Raw genomic sequence first — 20579 nt, 5'->3', positions numbered from 1 at the left:
CTTTATGAAAAATAACAAATTATAGGCTTTGAGGATACATGTGTTCGCCCGAAAGTGTTTGCAACAGTTTGTGAACTAATTCAAAATTAACTGGTATAGCCAGTTGTGCTTAATTTTTCTAAGGGTGTTTATGAAGGTCACAAATCTATTTAAAGACAAAGTTGATGCGATTTCTGCTCATCAATCCGAGTTTATGAATTGGATGTCTCCAACGCTACGCGATTACTGGAGTGACTTTTTGGGCAAGGCACAAAACAGCTTTTTGTTTTCTAATGTGCGCGACCATAATCAGCCTGCAGTAAATGAAGAAGTGGTTCCTCAACCTGCGCCGATTGTTCTTCAGCCAGAAGCTCAAAAACTGTATGACGAGCTAAGCGGTAAGATCGGTGAAGTGATCCATACGGGTGATTGGGTTCATGTATCTCAAGAGCGTATCAATCAATTTGGTGCGGTAACAGAAGATATGCAATGGATTCATACTGACCCAGAGCGTGCATCTGTTGAATCACCTTTTAAAACAACCATTGCGCATGGTTTCCTGACGTTGGCTCTACTGCCTAAACTGACGGACTCAGTTGATGCGGATAAACCATTATTTCCGACAGCGAAATTGGTTGTGAATCTAGGTTTGAACCAAGTACGTTTTCCTTACCCAGTTAAAGCTGGTAACAACGTGCGTGCAGTAAGCACACTGACTAAAGTAACGCCTATCAAAAAAGGTTTAGAGATCGAGCGTGAAATCAAAGTGGAAATTGAAGGCGTAAGACGCCCAGGTGCGGTAGTGGTATCTGTGATTCAATTGCACTTCTAAAAACATATTCGAATTAATAAAAAAGAGAGCATTTCAATGCTCTCTTTTTTTGTTTTTACTGGTTAAAGTTTTTAACCGGTATGTACCCGTAGTCAGCAATGGTTTTTTGTCCCGCTTCCGATTTTAGGAACGCGACAAAGTCTTTGCCTGCTTGATCTAGTGAGTCGACTTTGTAAAGCACCAAAAATGGTCGAGCCAGTTTGTATTTGTGATTTGCGATGTTCGCTGCTGTTGGTTCAATCCCGTTAAACTGAATCGCCTTCACAGAAATGTCTACAGACCCCACCGAAATAAAACCAATCGCGCGTGTGTTGTGGTTCACAATGGTTTTAACCATGCTGTTGCTATTTACAACTAAGTTGTTTGGGCTGATATCAGAAACCAGACGGTCGTTAATGATTTTGGTGAGACCTAACAAACTTTCAAAGCTGTAGCGCGAGCCAGAAGATGCTTCTCGCGTGACAACTGCTATCGGTTGATCCGCGCCGCCGACTTCTTTCCAGTTTTTGATTTCGCCTTTGTAGATGTCAAACAGTTGTTGTGCTGAAAGGTTAGTCACAGAGTTTGTACGGTTCACAACAACGGCAAGGCCATCGTAAGCAATTGGAAACACATTCAAGTCTTCGCCTTTTTCGCTTTCTGTCAGATAGCGAGAGCTCATACCAAGTTTCACGACACCTTTGTTCACCATGGTGATCCCCGCACTAGAACCAATGCCCTGTACAGCGATGTAATTATCTGGGTGTGTCTTGTTGTATTCTTCGGCGAGTACGTCCATCACGCGAGCAACGGAAGTTGAACCTGAAATGTTGACTTCTTTCGCCATAGCAGAAGGAAGGGAGACAGCCATGGCTAGTAAAGTTGCCACAGTAAAACGTAACATATTTAAACTCCATATACGGTATAAAGCAGCGCTTATGATATTGCGTTCAGGTTACACTTTTGTGAATCAGAAAAGATTGTTCGAATGTGAAACAGCAGCGTGTTTATCGCGTTATTTGAGCAAAGTGGTGATGTACGTAGTGTTTCCTTGGAGGGTGAGATGGTAATCTCTGAGAAGTCTGTAAACGGAACGTTGGTGAAGTCAGCCTTAAATGGCGCTTGGGTGTATACTAAAAACTACCTATCAGGAGAACGTCATGTCTGTTTCTCAAATGGCAACCAGCCGCTTATATAAACTGGTTCAGATTCTTTGTTCGGCGCGCAATGCTAATTTGCCAGTAGAGCAAGGAAAATGCCTTTATGAGCCAATTGAAAACGGCGTTGAACTTCACCATGCGCATTTCTTGCTAGATTCACAACATAGTGAATACACCTCGCCAATTGCAAAAATTCTATTTGATTCTCAGACTCAGCTTTGGCGCTTTTATGTTCCCGCCTCTCGCTCAGAAGACATTCGATGGATTCCTTACAAAAAGTTGCCGCATAGTCACACGCTTGAAGATCTCCTTGCCGAACTTGAAAGCGATCCTCAAGCGTGTTTTTGGGAGTAGGGGATTAACCTCTTACTACCTGATTACGAAAGTCTTTAGGGGTGATGTTGTAAATGGATTTAAACGCGGTACTAAAGTGAGCAGCGCTCTTAAATCCAGATTCAAATGCGATTTCTGTTATCGATTTTTGTGAAACGCGCAGTTGTGTTGCCGCGTAGTTAATACGTTTCACTTTTAATATCTGAGAAAAAGAAAGGTTTTCGGCTGCAAGGCGGCGTTTTAATGTCGCAATAGACATGCTCATGTGCGCCGCTAGGCCTTCTAACGTTATATCCTTCTCAATGTTCTTTTCGATGTACTTAATGGCCTTTTGAGACGCTGTTAGGCTGCTTGCATCGTCAATGATCGAAAGAATGTCTGGCTGAACTTCCACCATAAGAGAAAGTAGCGCCATTGCGATGTGGCTCTGAGTGTAACCAGGAGCATTGCGACTGGCTAAAGCCAATAACGTATTCTTAAGCTGTGTGATTTCTGAATTTGATTCTGGCGAGAAAGGGTAGAAGCGTCGGTGTTCTGCTTCTGAATGCAATCCAGGGTGTGCTTTCTTAAACTCGCAAAATAGGCTGATGTCAAAGACTAGCGCAACAGCTTTAAAGCCATTCTCGCCAGGTATGGCTTCTGCACTTCTTAAGTCAGAAGAGTTGTATAGGGTAAAGTCGCCAGCTTGTAGTTCAAATTGTTCGCCATTTGGCTGGTGGACGACTAATGCGCCTTCTTCTACGACATATAAGCCGTTATGGGTGGCGGTGTAACGTTCACTTTTGCGAGCAGTGAAGTGGTTAAAGCGAATGATCTCAATGTTCGGCATATTCGTTCTTATCGTTTTCCATGACAAATAAAAAAGGCGCTCATTCGAGCGCCTTTAAACTTCATTCGGTATTATTCTTCACTTACAGTTTGTTCTGTTTGTGCTGCTGGTTGATCAGCAAATACCTGTGTTGGCTTTGCAACTAAACTACGGTTTTCTTGGTTAACGTCCGCAAGAACGATTTCCAATGTGTCACCCAGCTTGTACACCACCTCTTTATCGATAGAGATTGTGCCGTTGTCGCCATTGCACTCAATTCGTTCTTTATTATCAAGAATCAGGGCACCAGGAATAAAGGCTGCTGCACCATTTTCGAGAAGTCGAACACGTGCACCAGCACGATTAATATCGAAAATCTCACCTGTGAAACAAGTTTGCTTGCTTGGTTCATCCGCAAGAGTGCGCGCGTATAGCCAATCAGACACGTTACGCTCTGCAATTTTGTGGTGCTTACGGTGCAGTGCCAGTTCTTCACCCACTTGATCGTCAGGTTTTTGTACTGGTTCTTTATCTAGAATCACCGCCTTTAGCATACGGTGGTTGATCATATCGCCGTATTTACGAATTGGGGATGTCCAAGTCGCATAAATGTCTAGACCCATCGCGTAATGAGGAAGAGGTTGGTTACCCACTTCACTGTATGCTTGGAACTTACGAATGCGGTTGTCTAGGTAAGATGTCTCTTGAACCGCTAACCAACGACGTAGAGCCGCAAAGCCTTCAAGCGTTGCAATCGATTCTGCTGTGAATTCTAGCGTACCCTCAGGGTTAACGAGTTGCACAACTTCTTCGATTTTCTCTGGTTTCAAACCTGCGTGAGTGTTGAATACGCCAGTTTCGAATTTTTCACGCAGTGTACGGCCTGCACAAATGTTCGCTGTGATCATCGATTCTTCAACAAGACGGTTTGCACTGCGGCGCATATCAGCGTGAATAGCGATAACGTCATTGTCTTCACTTAGCTCAAAACGGTAGTCAGGACGGTCAGGGAATACGACTGCGTTTTTCTCACGCCATTCTGCGCGAGCTAGAGAAAACTCGTATAGATCACGTACGATAGTTGCGATTTCTTCTGAAGGTTGCCATGCGTCAGAGTTGCCGTTTTCTAGCCAATCAGAAACGTGATCGTATGCTAGGCGCGCATGTGACTTGATGTTTGCAGCGAAGAATTTGATATCGTCACCAATCACACCGTCTTTGCTCACTGTTACGGTGCAGCAGATTGCTGGGCGGATTTCGCCTTCAATTAGAGAACATAGGTTGTCCGCTAGATCGCGAGGTAACATCGGGATGTTACGGCCTGGTAGATAAATGGTGTAACCACGCTCACGCGCGACTTTATCCATTTCGTCTTCAGGTGTGATGTACGCAGTTGGGTCAGCAATCGCGATAGTTAACTCAAAATCACCAGATTCTGTTTTCTTCGCGTACAACGCGTCATCCATATCTTTGGTTGATTCACCATCGATTGTGACGAAAGGAACATGAGTCATGTCGATGCGCTCTAGATCGGCGTCATCTTTTAATTCCCAGTTCTCAATGCCAGCAGGTTCTGAGTTTGGTAGATCGTTTTGCGCTAGCGTTACCCACCACGGTGCGATTTTGTCATCAGCGTCAGTGATTTTCTCTGAAATTTCAACGAAGAACGTGTTGTCGCCTTTTAGCGGGTGACGAACAAGATGTGCTACAACCCAATCACCTTCCGCGAAGTTATCAGGCTTTAAACCTTTCTTCAGTTTCGCTTTTAGAGACAATTTCTTTAGTTGAGGATGATCAGGCACGACATTTAGCTTGCCTTTGAACATCTTTACTCGACCGATAAAGCGAGTAAGAGATTGTTCGATCAGCTCTTGTGGTTCTGCGACTTCACGTTCATTTTCAGTACGGATGATGGCCACGACTTTGTCGCCGTGAATGCACTTTTTCATGTACGCTGGTGGGATGAAGAAGCTGGTCTTGCTGTCCACTTCCAGGAAACCAAAGCCTTTATCTGTTGCTTTGATTGAACCTTCTTTTTTAGGCAGGTTTTCTTGGATTTGCTGCTTAAGCTGGGCTAATAGCGGGTTATCTTGAAACATCTTTTCTTAACTTACCAATGGAGTTGGCCACACTATAATCATTGCGGGCTATTATTACTACCTAAAGCACACAAATTCGCTGTGAATTATTGAGGAATTAAACAGCTCAACGGTGCTTTTCTCTTCGGAGAAACGGGCGGTAGGTGGATTTTTATGCGGATATTACCATTAGTGAGAATAAATTGTGATGTAATTCAATTTTTTCTAGCTTTTTTTATGCATTTAAGGAATAATCCGCCTCCCTTAGTCGTCCCTAATGGCTTATCGCGGTTGTGTACTGTGCTAACTCCTGTCTGAATGGATTTAGTAACTGGATGAATCAGTATCGAATTGGAAGAGCATATGGGACTGTTTTTTTGTTTAATTAAGTAGGATCCCAATGCAAGATTCTGTTATTCAATTCAGCGATTTATCTCTGAATGATTCTATCCTTTCTGCTCTAGACGGAATGGGTTTCGTGTCACCAACTCCAATTCAGGCTGCGGCAATCCCACACCTATTGGAAGGTGCTGACGCGCTGGGTAAAGCACAGACGGGTACAGGTAAAACGGCAGCATTCTCTCTGCCTCTTCTAAACAAGCTAGATCTTGATCAACGTAAACCACAAGCAATCGTTCTTGCTCCAACTCGTGAGCTAGCGATCCAGGTTGCGGCTGAAATGAAAAACCTTGGTAAAAACATCAAGGGTCTTAAAGTTCTAGAAATCTACGGTGGTGCATCTATCGTAGATCAAATGCGTGCTCTTAAAAACGGTGCACACGTTGTTGTTGGTACTCCTGGCCGTGTTCAAGACCTTATCAACCGTGAACGTCTACATCTTGACGAAGTGAATACTTTCGTACTTGATGAAGCGGACGAAATGCTAAACATGGGTTTCGTGGACGACGTAACTGCAATCATGGAGCACGCTCCTGAATCAGCACAACGCGTTCTATTCTCTGCAACTATGCCTCCAATGCTGAAAAACATTGTTGAGCGCTTCCTACGTGATCCTGTAACTGTTGACGTTGCTGGTAAAAACCACACTGTAGACAAAGTTCAACAGCAGTTCTGGGTAGTGAAAGGTGTAGAGAAAGATGAAGCTATGTCTCGTCTTCTTGAAACTGAAGAAACTGACGCGTCAATCGTATTCGTACGTACTCGTCAAGACACCGAGCGTCTAGCTGACTGGCTATCTGCACGTGGCTTCAAAGCTGCTGCACTGCACGGTGACATTCCTCAGTCTCTACGTGAGCGTACTGTTGATCACATCAAACAAGGTGTTATCGACATCCTAGTGGCAACTGACGTTGTTGCACGTGGTCTTGATGTTCCACGTATCACTCACGTATTTAACTACGACATCCCATTCGATGTTGAGTCTTACATCCACCGTATCGGTCGTACTGGCCGTGCAGGACGTAAAGGTAAAGCGATCCTTCTAGTTCGCACTAACCAAATCCGCATGCTTCGCACTATCGAGCGCGTGACTAAGTCATCTATGGAAGAAATCCAACTTCCTCTACGTGACCAAGTTGCAGAAGCTCGTCTAAACAAGCTAGCGGCTGAACTGGAAGCTGAGAAAGAGCACAAAGCACTAGACAAGTTCGCAGAGCTAGTAGAGAAACTACAAACTTCTCTAGAAATCGACCCTGCGATGCTTGCTGCAATGCTTCTTAAGCGTCAACAAGGTAAACGTCCTCTGTTCTACATTGGCGAAGACCCAATGGTTGAAGCAATTGAGCGTGACAAGCAGCGTCGTAAAGAACGCCGTGAAGGTGGTCGTGAAGGCGGTCGTAGCTTCAACAACCAAGACTGGGATACTTACCAGCTTCAAGTTGGTCGCGAGCAAGGCGTTCAAGTTAAAGATATCGTTGGCGCTCTAGCAAACGAACTAGGCCTAGGTAAAGGTTCTATCGGTGCGATCAAGCTAGCGCAAGGTCATACATTCGTTCAGTTACCAAAAGCAATGACTTCTGAAGCTGCGAGCAAGCTAAGCAAACTGCGTATCCGTCAACAAGATGTTGGTGCTGTAGTATGTGACTTCGACGATTTCCGCGAGTCTCGTGGTGGTCGCCGTGACGGTGGTCGTCGCGATGGCGGTCGTCGTGAAGGTGGTTTCCGTGGTAACCGCGAAGGTGGCAACCGTGGTGGTGAGCGTCGTGAAGGCGGTCGTCGTGAAGGTGGCTTCCGTGGTAACCGTGACGGCAACCGCGAAGGTAACCGTGAAGGTGGCGAACGTCGTTTCGATCGTAACCGTGGTGGTGATCACCGTGGTAACTACCGTGGCGAACGTGGTCACGGCCGTGGTCGTCGCACTCAAGACGCATAATCAGCGCAGTACTACACAGTTACATAAATTGTTGTAGAGATTGATTTGAAAGCCGAGCATTAAGCTCGGCTTTTTTATGCGCGCCGGGTATGACTTTGTTTGTCGTCGTGCTCGTTAACCCAATTAATCACTTCATTCAGCGGCAGCGCAGGGCAAAATAGGTAGCCTTGAATGATGTCGCAGCCTCTGCTTCTTAAAAAATACAGCGTGTCCATGTCCTGAACGCCTTCCGCTACCACTGAGTACCCTAAACCATGTGCTAGAGCTATCGTGTTCTCTACGATGGAACGAGAGCCTTCTGTGCGATTTGCTGTGCACAAAAACGAACGGTCGATTTTAATTTGATCCACAGGCAGATCCCGCAATAAAGAAAGCGACGAGTACCCCGTACCGAAGTCATCCAAACTGATTTTAATACCCAACCCTTTAATTTGGTGAATGAGTGGGTTGAGCTCCACAACTCTATCTATTGCCATGGTTTCCGTGATTTCCAAACTGATCAGATCGGCAAATTGCGGATTGTTTTCAAGCAGTTTCTCAAGACGATGGAAAAGAAGGTTCGAAGAGAGGTCTTTGGCTGAAAGGTTCACGTGTACGGGCAACTTAATGCCTTTTTCGATAAAGGTTTTGAGATCTTTTTCTACCTGGCCCAATACCCACATGGTGATGTTGTGGACTTGGTTGCTGCGCTCCGCGATGGGGATGAAGTCGTTGGGTGAGATAGTTTTCCCGTTTTCATCGTGCCAACGGATCACTGCCTCGAACCCGACAGCTAAATTGGTGTTCGCATCAATCAAGGGTTGGTAGTACAACTGAAACTCTTCTTTCTCTAACGCGCATTGAATGCGAGAGGAAATTTCAAGCTGGTACTTGGCGCCTACGTTCATATCATCATGATAAAACGCGAATAAATTGCCGTTGCGTTTGGCGTGGTACATGGCAATATCAGCATGTTTAATCAAAAGATCATTCGAGATCGCGTCGTAAGGGTAGGTGCTTATCCCAAATACAACACGTGAAGATACTTGGAACTCATCTAGGTGAAAGCGTGCAGAGAGGGCGCAATCTAGGCTTTCGATAAGTTCTGTGCCCGTTTTTTCACAGGCGGAAGAGGTGAGAATGACAAATTCATCGCCCCCCACACGGAAGATCTTGTCGCTCCCTTTGAGCTTGTCTTGCAATCGTTGACCAATCTGAATCAGTAACTGGTCTCCGCAGAAGTGTCCCATCGCATCGTTCACTTGTTTAAAGTTCACTACGTCAAACAGAATGACAGAGAAAGGGTCGCCAGATTGTATTCTGTCATCAATCAGTTCGAAGCAATATTTGCGATTGGGAAGCCCTGTCAGGGAGTCATGAACCGCATTTCGTTTTTCTCGCTCCGCGACGCTGTGTAGCTCTAAGATGGAATCGTTGCTCCACTTGATGACTAAAACGACAAAAATACTGCCACCGAATAAGAGCAAAGAAACACCAGTTTCAAGCAGTGATGCCACTGGTTTTTTCATGATTGCGTGCAAGAAAGCAGCATACGCAAAAATGAAGCAACTTATTAACATCAACAGCCATGTCCACCCGGGTACCTCTGTTTTCGAGCAAATATTTTTTGTCATCTGCCATCCCCAGCAGAGCAAAATCAAACCTAAGATCACTAATAAAAAGGCTATTGTGGGCACGCTATTACCCCGAATTATTGATGAGATTGTTATTTTTATACATCCAATAAACAACGTAGCTCATAGGTTTGAATTTGTACAAATTGACCAATTCATAAATTAGCTTTAACAAATCATATTTTTTAGACTTCAAATAAAATCAAAACTTGCTATAGATCAACAAAATTTGTTCAATCAAATCGCTTTCACTAAAAGATTGTTGAAAGATTAAAAAATTATTGAATAATAGGGGAGCAAACAAGAAGTACGCAGCGCGGAAGCGCAATTACAACCTCTGCTCCACAACAGGATAACTACATGTCTAATTCGTTTGTACTGGTGATCAACTCTGGTAGCTCTTCACTAAAATTTGCAGTCATCGATTCCGTATCGGGTGACGCGGTGCTAAGTGGTCTGGGCGAATGCTTTGGTCTATCAGACGCTCGTATGAGCTGGAAATTCAACGGTGAAAAAAAGGAAATCTCCATCGAAGGTGACGATAGCCATCACAAAATCGCTATCGGCAAACTAGTAGGTTTAACCGAAGAGTTAGGTCTAGCTCAAGACATCGTTGCTGTGGGCCATCGTATTGTTCACGGCGGTGAGAAATTCACTAAAACCGTTCGTATTACTGAAGAAGTTACACAAGAAATTGAGAAGCTTGCAGACCTTGCTCCACTTCACAACCCAGCTGGTGCTATCGGCATCCGTGCTGCTGTTGAAGCGTTTCCAAGCCTTCCACAATTTGCAGTATTCGATACAGCGTTCCACCAAACAATGCCTCAACGTGCGTTCACTGGTGCAATCGCTAAAGAACTTTACACAGATTTCGGCATTCGTCGTTACGGGTTCCACGGCACAAGTCATTACTTTGTAAGTCGCGAAGCTGCGAAGATGATCAACAAGCCGATTGAAGAATCGAGCTTCATCTCTGTTCACTTAGGTAACGGTGCTTCTGTTTGTGCAATCAACAATGGTGAATCTGTAGATACGTCTATGGGCTTCACTCCGCTGTCGGGTCTAATGATGGGTACACGTTGTGGTGACCTTGACCCAGGCATCATTGAGTACCTTCTGAAGAAAGGTTGGTCTCAAGAGAAAGTGTTCAACTCACTGAACAAAGCTTCTGGCTTCTTAGGTGTTTCTGGCCTAACAAGCGACGCACGCGGTATTTTGGAAGCAATGGAAGAAGGCCACGAAGGCGCTGCCCTTGCATTCCAAGTGTTCACATACCGTGTGTCTAAATACATCGCTTCTTACCTTGCTGCGCTCGATTCATTCGACGGCATCATCTTCACTGGCGGTATTGGCGAGAACTCTATGCCAATTCGTCGTGAAATTCTGAAAAACCTAAAACTGCTAGGTTTTGTTGAAGATGTGAAAGGTAACGAAGACGCTCGATTTGGTAACGCAGGTGTGATTGCTACATCTGAGTTGCTAGGTGCGAAAGCACTGGTTATTCCTACCAACGAAGAGTGGGTAATCGCTCAACAGTCGGTGGAACTGCTGTAAAACGGCAAAAATTTTGGGAACTAAGTCAAAGCTCTTTCCGTAAGGAAAGAGCTTTTTTTGATCTATCACTTCACTTTCCTCATATAAGCGTCTTGCCCGAATCTGATTGCGATTTTGTCGTTCACATTGATTAACAAATGTCCTCTAGTGATATTAATGTAATTAATTGTGAGCCAAGTCTAAATTCCAGTATACTGCTACCTGAGTAATATCGAGCTGTATAGATATAGATATAAATAATAAACCTTTGATTAATCAATAGATTGGTCGAGTAAGGGAAAGTAATGTTTTTTAATAAGTCGCTTCAACAAGAAAACCAACGATTAAAACAAGAGCTCTACAGCCTACAACAGATCCAGCAAAGCCTAGACGAAGAAATGTTAAGGCTGACGTTGGATGCGAAAGGCAAAGTCACATCGGCAAACCAAAAGTTTTTGCAGCAACTTTCACTGTCAGATAAGGACATCTTGGCGAAGCATATTTCTGACCTTGTACCATCAAACGTTAGAAATACTGACCACTTTTACCGCATGAAACAGTCGGTTCAAGCAAAAGCATTCTGGAATGGCGCGTTTCAAATCACCAAGGGGGATGGTGAAGAGGCGTGGTTAAGAGTGGTTATTCAGCCTGTGCGAAATACAAGTGACCAGGTTGAGAGCTTTTTTGTGTTTGCCTCTGAACTGACTCGAACGATCACGACATCGCGCGAGTACGAAGACATGCTGAATGCACTGAGCCGCTCGATGGCAGTCATTGAATTTACGTTAGACGGTACAGTGCTTAAAGCAAATGATAACTTCCTCAGCACGATGGGTTACAAACATGAACAAATCGTGGGTAAGCATCACCGAATTTTCTGTTTGCCTGAAGAGGCAAACTCTTCGGCCTATCACGACTTTTGGAAAAGGCTGGCAAGTGGGCAGTTTGTTACCGACCGATTCAAACGCGTAGACCAATATGGCTCAGTCGTGTGGCTGGAAGCTTCTTACAACCCGATCCATAACGACAGAGGCGAGCTGTACAAAGTGGTCAAATTTGCGACCAACATTACTCAGCAAGTGCTTCAAGAGCAATCCATGGCGCAAGCGGCGCAGTTGGCGAATGAAGTATCTCAGGAAACGGGCACTCAAACTGTCCAAGGCCGTCAAGTAATCGGCTCTACCCTTGAGAAAATGCAGATCCTTTCAGAGCAAATGCAGCAAGCCAATGCCGCCATCGAAGATTTGAAAGCACACTCATCGAAAATCAGTGAACTGGTGAATAGCATTAGCGGAATTGCTGACCAAACGAACTTGTTGGCGCTCAACGCGGCAATAGAAGCCGCTCGCGCCGGCGATCATGGACGTGGTTTCGCGGTGGTTGCCGATGAAGTACGCCAGCTTGCCATGCGCACCAATACCACGACAGATGTGATTGTCTCGATGGTGACGGAAAACCTAGAGCGCACCAATAATGCTGTTGCACTGATTTCTCAGTGTCAAAAAGAGGCGCTTGATACTCTAGAGCTCTCTGAAAAGGCGGGCAATGTTATGAACGATATTCAAGACGGAGCAAGCCGAGTGGTTGAAGCTGTCGCACAGTTCAACCGCACCTTGTAATTAATCGCTTCAAAAACTTCTGCTTCAAAGAGCCCATTCTCGGTTCTAGTTTTCCTTCCTCGCTTCGCGAAAGCCGTTTATAGCGAGGAAGGTAACACGCTGTTATTTCTCGATGAAATCTCACCTGCAATGTATAATGCCGACGTTTCGCAAACGTTAACATCTTCCATTCTTATTACACACCTCGTCAGCATTTGCGATACGAATATAAATAACTTTCGTAGCTTAAAATCGATATAAATATCCCCACTGATGACGATTCATCAGGCCTTTTTGTGAGTAATTATGTTTAACTCAGAACGCAAAGCGACCGTGATTCTGGTGGCCACTACGATGATAGCGGCACTGGGCTGGATTTTTTCCAAAGAAACCATCCAAGGGCTGCCTCCCTTTGGTTTTATTGGCTTGCGATTTACCATCGCCTCTCTCTGTTTACTGCCATTGTGTTACCGACCACTAAAAGCGGCACGGTTAAAAGACGTGTTAGCAGCTAGCGGCGTAGGTTTGCTGCTTGGCGGCGCTGTGATGACGTGGATTTACGCCATTTCAATCAGCGATACGCTAGGCGAGGGCGCATTTATTATGAGCCTCTCGATGCTGTTCGTGCCAATCGTGGCTTGGGTAATGTTTCAACAACGCCCTCAGCGCATCTTTTGGATCTCGTTACCTATTGCGGTGATTGGTTTAGCGTGCCTTTCATTGGCTGGAGGTTGGAAGCAGTCTGCGAGTCAACTCTGGTTTCTTGGAGCGGCGCTTATCTTGGCGCTACACTTTAATGTAAACAGCAAATATTCGCAGAAGTTGCCCGTATTACTACTGACTTGTGTTCAGCTGTTTTCGGCAGGCTGTCTAGGTCTATTGGTGTCGTTCTTGATGGAATCACGACCAGAGCAGGTGGATTCATCCATTTGGTGGTGGTTTGCGCTCAGTACGTTGCTCGCGACGAGTTTGCGTTACGTTATGCAGACTATGGGGCAAAAGTTTGTCCAAGCAGGGAATGCGGCACTGATTATGATCTTAGAGCCGGTTTGGACGGTTGTTCTCAGCATTCTTTGGTATGGCGAAGTTCTGACGGCCAATAAACTTGTTGGTTGTCTGCTGATTCTCTTTTCTTTGGTGATTTACCGCACTGGCGGCAGATTCCGCTTCCCCAAGCGAGCGTAAATACACGCTCTAAAGATGAACGACGATGGCAAATACTGAACATCAAGAAACATTAGATTTTTTAGATAAGCTGAGCGTTTGCTTGTATCGCGCTGGCATCAGTGTGTTTGCCATCGCTCTTTTGGGGTTGGCTGCGTTGGAAAGTCAATGGCTCGACGGGGTGGATGGCAGATATAGAGCAGTCTTTGCGGTATTCGCCATTGCTGGTGCAATGTCGGCGAGTAATATTCACGTTTACAGTAAGTCAGTTCGCACCATCATCAGTTGGTCTGGTTGGATAGGGGTGATCTTGATGGTCTGCGACCCAGAGTTAAATCGAGTGTGGCTCGCATTAGGCTTTATCTTTGTCACCTTTTCTGGGATTGCGTTGAAAGAGTCGTTCTGTTTCAAAGTCCTTGGCTTGAAATTGGTACCTACGCTGTTGGTTGTGACGACATTTGCGTTGTGGTTCGAACAGTCAACCATTGTTGCAATCTCTGCGCTTCTTGCGGGTTTGATCATGGCCTACTTATCTATAGCAAAATGGCGCATGCCACTGCACTTTGATATCGGCATCAAAGCGAATTATGAAGTCTAACGGGCGGGTTAGTTGAGCCCGTCACGCAAAGTGCGTTATTCCATTCTATGACGTAATGCCTGCGAAACCTTCGATGTTGGTTGGCGTTGCAGTTCATCGCTTATCATCCATCCTGCTTTGGCTAACAGCTCTAAATCCACGCCAGTTTCAATGCCCAAGCCTTGGCATAAATACAACACGTCTTCTGTAGCAACATTGCCGGATGCACCATGTGCGTACGGACACCCTCCCAATCCTGCGACACTGCTGTCTACCGTGGTGATGCCCATACTTAAGGCCTGGTAGATATTTGCCAGCGCTTGCCCCCATGTATCATGAAAGTGTACGGCTAAACGTTGGTTTGGAATGCTCGCTAGCACCGATTCCAGCATTTCTTTTACACGATTAGGCGTACCGGTTCCGATCGTGTCGCCCAAGGACACCTCGTAGCATCCCAACTCGATCAACGCTTGCGATATGTTGGCTACTTGTGTTGGAGATGTCGCCCCTTCGTAAGGGCAATCGACGACGCACGACAGATATCCACGAACTGGAACATGGTATTTATCGGCCTGAACCATTAATGGCTCGAAGCGTTTCAAGCTCTCTGCAATTGAACAGTTTATATTATGCTGGCAAAAACCTTCAGAAGCCGAAGTGAAAATGGCGACCTGATTGGCGCCAGCATCTAAGGCTTGCTCTAACCCTTGGAGGTTGGGGGTGAGTGCCGAGTAAGTCACCGAGGCTCTTCGCGTGATATTTTGCATGACTTCTTTGGAATCTGCCATGTGCGGAACCCATTTGGGGGAGACAAATGAGCCGGCTTCGATGTGACTCAAACCCGTGTCAGAAAGTAAATCAATCAGCCGGATTTTAGTGCGAGTCGAAACTGGGGATTCATTTTGAAGTCCATCTCTAGGGCCAACTTCAACAATGTTTACGTTAGTAGGCAGTGTCATTCTTCCTCCGCATCAGGTTGATGGACCCAGCTCGGAGGCCGTTTTTCTAAGAAAGCTTGTAAACCGTCTTGCCCTTGAGGCGATACACGGATATCGGCGATCAATTGGCTGGTGTAGCGGATAAGCTGAGAATCAATGGGATTTTGGTGGCATTGTTCGCACAGTGCTTTCGCTTTTCTCATCGCATCTGGGCTATTGAGTAGCAAAGAAGCGACGACTTCGCTTACGCATGATTCAAGCTCGTCATCTTTTTTCACTTCATGCACGATGCCAAATTGTTGCGCTTTAACCGCAGGGATGACTTCACCACTGAGGATGTAACGACGTGCTTGTCGATTGCCCATCGCACGCATCACGTATGGTGCAATGGTGGCGGGCACCAATCCCAGTTTGACTTCACTCAAGCAAAACTGAGCGGAGTGGCTGGCGATAGCGATATCGCTGCAGCAAATTAGCCCCAATGCGCCACCAAAGGCTGAGCCTTGTACGACAGCGATGGTGGGTTGAGGGAAGGCATCCAACGTTTCCATTAGGCGAGCGAGGCTTTGTGCATCGACTAGGTTTTCTTTTCGGGTACTATTTGCCATCGATTGCATCCAAGCTAAGTCCGCACCAGAGGAAAAGTGTTTGCCATTACTGCGCAGCACTAAGCAACGCACATCGGTTCTTAGTGCAAGATAATCTAAGCGATGGATGATCAAATCAATCATGCAGGCATCGAAGGCATTGTGTTTCTTTGTCCGATTCAGCGTCAGCGTTGCAACACCGAATTCGTCAACCTGCCAAAGCACATCATTGTGTCGTTGAGCGTTTGGAACAATGCTTGGTTGTCTTTCCTGCATAATGATTTCCTTGTGAACGTTTATTTCAATTGCGCGGTTACATTCTAAAGATGCCAAATTCGCTATCAGGTATTGGCGCGTTGAGCGCGGCCATTAACGCTTGTGCAAGCACGTTTCGCGTCTCTTTGGGGTCAATGATGCCGTCGTCCCATAATCTTGCACTGGCAAAGTACGGATGCCCTTGGGTCTCATACAAGTCTATGATCGATTCTTTGAAAGTGTGTTCTTCTTGCTCGGACCATTCTTCGCCGCGACGTTGGTTTATCTCTTTGCGCACCTGAGTCAACACGCCAGCGGCTTGCTCTCCGCCCATTACGGAAATACGTGCGTTTGGCCACATCCACATCATGGTTGGGTCATACGCTCGTCCGCACATGCCGTAGTTTCCTGCGCCGTAAGAACCGCCAATGATCACGGTGAATTTGGGCACATCAGCACACGCCACCGCCATCACCAGTTTTGCGCCGTGTTTGGCTATGCCTTCTTCCTCGACTTTTTTGCCGACCATGAATCCGGTGATGTTTTGCAAAAAGAGTAGCGGCGTTTTGCGTTTGGCGCACAGTTCAATAAAGTGCGCCCCTTTTTGTGAGGAGTCACAAAACAAAATGCCATTGTTCGCGACAATACCAATCAACTGACCATGAATGCGCGCAAAACCGCACACCAACGTGCGTCCGTAAAGGGCTTTAAACTCATCGAAATCTGAGTCATCGACGATACGCGCGATGATTTCACGTACATCAAACGACAAACGCAAATTGGCATTCACAATGCCGTACATCTCTTCGGCATCGTAACGTGGAGGTAAGATGGCACTGTCCGATTTCGGCGGCTTTGGACGGTTCGCGTTGGCAATCGCCTCGCGCGCCAAGTCTAAGGCGTGCTCATCGTTTTCGGCGTAATAATCTGCCACCCCCGATTTTCGACAATGCACATCTGCGCCGCCGAGTTCTTCACCAGTCACAACTTCGCCCGTTGCGGCTTTTACCAATGGTGGCCCAGCTAAAAAAATGGTGCCTTGTTCTTTCACCATTATCGACACGTCTGCCATTGCTGGGACATAAGCACCGCCTGCGGTGCACAGCCCCATAACAACGGCGATTTGAGGAATGCCTTTGGCCGACATTCTGGCTTGGTTGAAGAAGATACGGCCGAAGTGATCTTTATCGGGAAAGACTTCAGATTGATGGGGGAGATTTGCGCCGCCAGAGTCGACAAGGTAGACACACGGTAGTTGGCAACGCTGAGCTATCTCTTGTGCTCGAAGGTGCTTTTTCACGGTGAGAGGATAATAGGTGCCGCCTTTGACCGAAGGATCGTTGGCAATCACCATGCATTGAACTCCTTCGATTATGCCGATACCAGCCACGACACCCGCGCATGGGATGGACTCATCGTACACTTGCCAAGCGGCGAACTGACCAATTTCAAGGAAGTTGCTACCATCATCGAGCAAATGTGAAATTCGTTCTCGAACCGGGAGTTTTCCTTTTTGTTGCTGATGAGCAATGGCACGTTCGCCGCCACCGAGTTTGATGGTGGCGATGTCTTTTTGCAGCTTTTCAACCAGCATTTCCATCGCGGCTTGGTTAGAAAGAAACAGCTCGTCAGTTGGCTTGGTTTTGCTTTTTATGATGGCCATGATGACTTCCTTTTCCTAGCGAGTGAATCAGGAGCTAGCGTGATTCCTCAAACAATTCGCGCCCGATGAGCATTCGGCGAATTTCGGAGGTTCCTGCCCCAATTTCATACAGTTTTGCGTCACGCAGAAGGCGTCCGGTTGCGTATTCATTGATGTAGCCATTACCGCCGAGTAGCTGAATGGCGTCGAGCGCCATTTGTGTTGCCAATTCTGCGCTGTACAAAATCACCCCAGCGGCATCTTTGCGCGTGCATTCACCACGATCACAAGCCGCCGCGACGGTGTAGACGTACGCTTTTGCAGCGTTCATACGTGAGTACATGTCGGCCAATTTGCCCTGCACAAGCTGAAACTCGCCGATGGATTTGCCGAACTGTTTGCGCTCATGCACGTAGGGGACGACGATATCCATACACGCTTGCATAATGCCGAGTGGGCCAGCAGCTAAAACAACGCGCTCGTAATCAAGCCCACTCATCAATACTTTGACGCCACAATTGAGTGCTCCGAGAATGTTTTCTTTAGGTACTTTGCAATTGTTGAAGACGAGCTCAGATGTGTTTGAGCCTCGCATACCCAACTTATCGAGCTTTTGCGCGTCACTGAATCCGGTAAAATTGCGCTCGACAATAAACGCTGTGATCCCGCGCGATCCCGCATCAGCATCTGTTTTGGCGTACACCACGACCACGTCCGCATCGGGGCCGTTCGTGATCCACATTTTTGTGCCATTGAGTAAGAAGTGGTCGCCTTTGTCTTCGGCTTTTAATTGCATGCTGACGACATCCGAACCTGAATTGACTTCGCTCATCGCCAGAGCGCCTATGTGCGAACCATCAACTAATTTAGGCAGATACTTTTCTCGTTGCGTTGGGGTGCCGTTTCGAAAGATTTGGTTTACGCAAAGATTTGAATGTGCGCCGTAGCTGAGCGCGACGGAGGCTGATGCTCGGCTTATCTCTTCCATTGCTACAACGTGGGCGAGGTAACCCATTTCAGCACCACCATATTCTTCGCTGACGGTCACGCCAAGCAAGCCCATTTCGCCAAGAAGTGGCCATAAATGGCTCGGAAACTGATTGTAATGGTCAATATCGGCGGCAATAGGAGCTATATGCTCACTCGCGAACGCATTGACGTGATCTCGGAGCATATCAATGGTTTCACCGAGCCCGAAATTCAGCGGGATGTAGCTCGTTTTCATAACGTCTCCCTGTTGCAGGTGTGTGACTGTGAAAATCGTGCACTGCTTGAGTGAGGGAAATTTGAGTTAGTGCCGTTGTTACTTTTCGTTGTTTTTTAGTGTTTGAAGGCAGCGTTCTTTTGCGGCATTGAGCTCGCCCATGACGACACCAATGTCATTTAAATGCTGTTGCAACACGGCTTGCTTTTCTTCAATGATATTGAGCATTTTGAGCAGCTGTTCATCCGTTTGTTGCATGTCGTAAAGTTCGAACAGTTCACGTATTTCTGCCAGCGAGAAGCCGAGCCGTTTCCCTCTAAGAATCAGTTTAAGTCGGATTTTGTCCCTACGCTGATAAACGCGCATATTGCCTTTTCGCTCTGGCTCAATCAGGCCGACGTCTTCATAAAATCGAATACTGCGCGTCGTGATGTCGAACTCTTTGGCGAGATCACTGATTTTGTATTTTTCCATAACACACTTACCTCGAATAAAAATCCAGCTTCTCGAAATCTGACCATGACTGAATAAAAATTAGGTTGTTATCAATGTGTTTCTTTACCTCACTGTAAAGGCTAGTGCTATGCTTACGTAAACGTCAAGAAATCACAGTGCGATAATTTCGTTGCCGGATAAGGGATAGAGCTTCATCGTTTGAGGTGAGAAAACCTAAATAGGCAATTGTGGTGGGTAAGTTCGTACGCTGTGATACACCGTTAGGGAACGCGAATCATGGGAAACGACATTTGGATTGTCAGTGCGAAAAGAACGCCAATTGGGCGCTTTCAAGGGCTGTTGCAACCGTACTCCGCACCGCAGTTAGGCGCATTTGCCATAAAGGCCGCGATGAAATCGCTGGGTGAAAACGTACTTTCTGAAACCGTAACTGATGAAGTGTTGATGGGCTGCGTACTACCAGCCGGATGCGGACAAGCGCCGGCTAGACAGGCAGCGCTCGGTGCGGGTTTACCACCCTGTACAGGGTGCACAACCATCAATAAAGTTTGCGGTTCGGGAATGAAAAGCGTCATGCTTGCTCATGATTTGATCAAAGCTGGCACTATTCGAACGGCTGTTGCTGGAGGTATGGAAAGCATGACGAATGCGCCCTATTTGTTGAAAGAGGTGCGCAATGGCATGCGATTAGGGCATCACTCCACTTACGATCACATGTTTCTCGATGGATTGCAGGATGCCTACGAAGGGCACTTGATGGGCGTCTATGCTCAGCAAATTGCAGATAGGCTCAAATTCAGCCGTGAGAAAATGGATGAGTGGGCAACCATGTCTGCAAAACGAGCGTTAGAAGCGCAAGAGCGTGGTTTGTTTGATGATGAAATTGCACCAATTGAAATCCGTACCAAAACAGCCACAACCCATCTCGATTATGATGAGCATCCTCGCTCCATCGATCTAGAAAAAATTCCTCAGCTCAAACCCGCTTTCGATAAAAAAGGCTCAGTGACTGCGGCGAACTCCAGTGCCATTTCCGATGGTGCAGCCGCGTTGATTTTGATGGATGAAGAGACGGCGCGCCACCAAAATCTTACCCCGCTTGCCATTATCAAATCGCACGCGACTCATGCGAGAAAGCCGGATGAGTTTACGTTGGCTCCGGTCTACGCTATTGAACAATTGTTGTCGCAATTGGATTGGTCGATTGACGAAATTGATCTCTGGGAAATCAACGAAGCCTTTGCGGTAGTGACACAAATTGCGGTTGCGGAATTAGGGCTTGATTCAAGCAAGGTCAATATTAAAGGCGGAGCTTGTGCGCTCGGGCATCCAATTGGTGCCAGTGGGGCTCGCATTTTGGTCACATTGATCCACAGTTTACGACAGCTACAAGCACTGGGGATTGATGGGGATGCAAGCAACAAGAAAGTGATGCGAGGCGTTGCGTCACTGTGTATTGGCGGTGGCGAGGCGACAGCGATAGGTATCGAGATCCCGCTGTAATTTCTGCA

The 20579-nt window shown here is 46.5% G+C and carries 17 protein-coding genes; 8 read left to right on the top strand and 9 right to left on the bottom strand.

Annotation, left to right across the window (positions count from 1 at the left end; translation table 11 throughout):
- The first annotated feature begins 130 nt into the window (after nucleotides 1–130).
- On the top strand, nucleotides 131–811 hold the full coding sequence (locus ACF8CV_RS04915) for a MaoC family dehydratase (RefSeq protein ID WP_138937357.1): 681 nt from the start codon (nucleotides 131–133) through the stop codon (nucleotides 809–811).
- A 55-nt stretch (nucleotides 812–866) separates the two neighbouring features.
- Here the strand turns inward: ACF8CV_RS04915 and ACF8CV_RS04910 are convergent, their stop codons facing one another.
- A complete protein-coding gene (locus ACF8CV_RS04910; protein ID WP_138937356.1) occupies nucleotides 867–1694 on the bottom strand; it encodes a phosphate ABC transporter substrate-binding protein in 828 nt (275 codons plus the stop codon).
- Nucleotides 1695–1950: 256 nt separating this feature from the next.
- Here ACF8CV_RS04910 and ACF8CV_RS04905 point away from each other — a divergent pair, with 256 nt between their 5' ends.
- Entirely contained in the window at nucleotides 1951–2304 is a 354-nt protein-coding gene (locus ACF8CV_RS04905; protein WP_005489200.1) for a DUF3024 domain-containing protein, read from the top strand.
- A gap of 4 nt (nucleotides 2305–2308) precedes the next feature.
- On the opposite strand, the gene ACF8CV_RS04900 is transcribed toward ACF8CV_RS04905, so the two are convergent.
- Together ACF8CV_RS04900 and rnb are read right to left on the bottom strand one after the other, a co-directional pair.
- Nucleotides 2309–3112 carry an AraC family transcriptional regulator gene (locus tag ACF8CV_RS04900; RefSeq protein ID WP_138937355.1) on the bottom strand — a complete coding sequence of 268 codons (804 nt, stop codon included), beginning with the start codon at nucleotides 3110–3112 and terminating at the stop codon, nucleotides 2309–2311.
- A gap of 71 nt (nucleotides 3113–3183) precedes the next feature.
- On the bottom strand, nucleotides 3184–5190 hold the full coding sequence (gene rnb / locus ACF8CV_RS04895; protein WP_017448089.1) for an exoribonuclease II: 2007 nt from the start codon (nucleotides 5188–5190) through the stop codon (nucleotides 3184–3186).
- A 379-nt stretch (nucleotides 5191–5569) separates the two neighbouring features.
- Between rnb and ACF8CV_RS04890 the strand changes: the two genes are divergently transcribed.
- A complete protein-coding gene (locus ACF8CV_RS04890) occupies nucleotides 5570–7501 on the top strand; it encodes a DEAD/DEAH box helicase (protein ID WP_005483383.1) in 1932 nt (643 codons plus the stop codon).
- 74 nt (nucleotides 7502–7575) lie between these two features.
- Here ACF8CV_RS04890 and ACF8CV_RS04885 read toward each other — a convergent pair whose 3' ends face one another.
- Nucleotides 7576–9114: a bifunctional diguanylate cyclase/phosphodiesterase gene (locus ACF8CV_RS04885; RefSeq protein ID WP_021821499.1), complete on the bottom strand. Its 1539-nt coding sequence runs from the start codon at nucleotides 9112–9114 to the stop codon at nucleotides 7576–7578.
- Nucleotides 9115–9474: 360 nt separating this feature from the next.
- Here ACF8CV_RS04885 and ACF8CV_RS04880 point away from each other — a divergent pair, with 360 nt between their 5' ends.
- The 4 genes from ACF8CV_RS04880 (at nucleotide 9475) to ACF8CV_RS04865 (ending at nucleotide 14007) form a co-directional block, all read left to right on the top strand.
- Nucleotides 9475–10668 (top strand): acetate/propionate family kinase, encoded by a 1194-nt coding sequence (locus tag ACF8CV_RS04880; RefSeq protein WP_005483382.1) that lies wholly within the window; start codon nucleotides 9475–9477, stop codon nucleotides 10666–10668.
- Between the two features lie 284 nt (nucleotides 10669–10952).
- Nucleotides 10953–12266 (top strand): methyl-accepting chemotaxis protein, encoded by a 1314-nt coding sequence (locus ACF8CV_RS04875; RefSeq protein ID WP_208871086.1) that lies wholly within the window; start codon nucleotides 10953–10955, stop codon nucleotides 12264–12266.
- A 285-nt stretch (nucleotides 12267–12551) separates the two neighbouring features.
- Nucleotides 12552–13430 carry a DMT family transporter gene (locus ACF8CV_RS04870; protein WP_005485953.1) on the top strand — a complete coding sequence of 293 codons (879 nt, stop codon included), beginning with the start codon at nucleotides 12552–12554 and terminating at the stop codon, nucleotides 13428–13430.
- 25 nt (nucleotides 13431–13455) lie between these two features.
- Nucleotides 13456–14007, top strand: coding sequence for a DUF2301 domain-containing membrane protein (locus ACF8CV_RS04865; RefSeq protein ID WP_024703254.1), 552 nt, complete (start codon nucleotides 13456–13458; stop codon nucleotides 14005–14007).
- A gap of 35 nt (nucleotides 14008–14042) precedes the next feature.
- Here ACF8CV_RS04865 and ACF8CV_RS04860 read toward each other — a convergent pair whose 3' ends face one another.
- The 5 genes from ACF8CV_RS04860 to ACF8CV_RS04840 form a co-directional block, all read right to left on the bottom strand.
- On the bottom strand, nucleotides 14043–14945 hold the full coding sequence (locus ACF8CV_RS04860; protein WP_208871087.1) for a hydroxymethylglutaryl-CoA lyase: 903 nt from the start codon (nucleotides 14943–14945) through the stop codon (nucleotides 14043–14045).
- A complete protein-coding gene (locus tag ACF8CV_RS04855) occupies nucleotides 14942–15787 on the bottom strand; it encodes an enoyl-CoA hydratase-related protein (protein ID WP_020835089.1) in 846 nt (281 codons plus the stop codon). Before ACF8CV_RS04855 ends, ACF8CV_RS04860 begins: the two co-directional genes overlap by 4 nt.
- Before the next feature lie 37 nt (nucleotides 15788–15824).
- The gene (locus tag ACF8CV_RS04850; RefSeq protein ID WP_208871088.1) at nucleotides 15825–17429 is read right to left on the bottom strand and encodes a carboxyl transferase domain-containing protein; all 1605 of its coding nucleotides are present in this window, start codon (nucleotides 17427–17429) and stop codon (nucleotides 15825–15827) included.
- Nucleotides 17430–17463: 34 nt separating this feature from the next.
- Nucleotides 17464–18633, bottom strand: a complete 1170-nt coding sequence (locus ACF8CV_RS04845; protein ID WP_208871089.1) for an isovaleryl-CoA dehydrogenase — start codon at nucleotides 18631–18633, stop codon at nucleotides 17464–17466.
- Between the two features lie 78 nt (nucleotides 18634–18711).
- Nucleotides 18712–19086, bottom strand: coding sequence for a MerR family DNA-binding transcriptional regulator (locus tag ACF8CV_RS04840; protein WP_208871090.1), 375 nt, complete (start codon nucleotides 19084–19086; stop codon nucleotides 18712–18714).
- Nucleotides 19087–19344: 258 nt separating this feature from the next.
- Here ACF8CV_RS04840 and ACF8CV_RS04835 point away from each other — a divergent pair, with 258 nt between their 5' ends.
- The gene (locus ACF8CV_RS04835) at nucleotides 19345–20571 is read left to right on the top strand and encodes a thiolase family protein (RefSeq protein WP_208871091.1); all 1227 of its coding nucleotides are present in this window, start codon (nucleotides 19345–19347) and stop codon (nucleotides 20569–20571) included.
- Nucleotides 20572–20579: the final 8 nt, after the last annotated feature.

This window comes from Vibrio sp. zbq_1 (genome assembly GCF_043102935.1).
Classification (GTDB): domain Bacteria; phylum Pseudomonadota; class Gammaproteobacteria; order Enterobacterales; family Vibrionaceae; genus Vibrio; species Vibrio parahaemolyticus.
Note: the sequence above shows the minus strand (reverse complement) of the source record. Positions and strands in the feature narration are given on the sequence as shown.